The following is a 557-nucleotide window of genomic DNA, read 5'->3' as shown; positions in this document are numbered from 1 at the left end:
AGACGGTAATCTCGGCGATACGCCGCAGCCGTATTCACCAAGCTGTGATGCTCGATCATGACCCCTTTCGGACGTCCTGTTGTACCGGAGGTGTAAATGACATACGCCAGATCCTGCGGTTCGTTGATGTGATCGACGTCTGTGGTATCTCCGATGTACAGCGACTCATCGTCCAACGCCAGCATCGTCTTCAAGCACAGTCCAGTTGCTTGTTCAAATGATGCATTGCTTTCCTCCAGCCAGACCTGCGCACGCTCCTGCAAGCCCGTTTGGGTCAACAGTACCCTCGCACCACTGTCCTCCAGCATGAAACGAATACGTTCTGACGGATAGTCTGCATCCAGCGGCACGTACGCGCCTCCTGCCTTCCACACCGCCAGTACGCCGACCAGCATGTCTACCGAGCGCTCACTCAAAATGCCGACAATCGATTCGCGTCCGATACCTTCATTTCGCAATCTCCGCGCCAATTGGTTCGCACGCTCGTTCAGTTTCCGGTACGTAAGCTGCTGCTCCTCGTACACCACCGCCACATGATCCGGTACAAGCTGCGCCTG

The 557-nt window shown here is 55.8% G+C and carries 1 protein-coding gene; it reads right to left on the bottom strand.

The annotated features are described in order from the left end of the window. Positions 1-557 (bottom strand): AMP-binding protein (locus tag NLX74_RS25545; protein WP_254330938.1); only part of this gene is annotated, 557 nt, incomplete at both ends.

Source organism: Paenibacillus sp. MZ03-122A, assembly GCF_024213325.1.
Lineage (GTDB): Bacteria > Bacillota > Bacilli > Paenibacillales > Paenibacillaceae > Paenibacillus > Paenibacillus polymyxa_B.
This window is presented reverse-complemented; position numbering and strand designations above follow the sequence as displayed.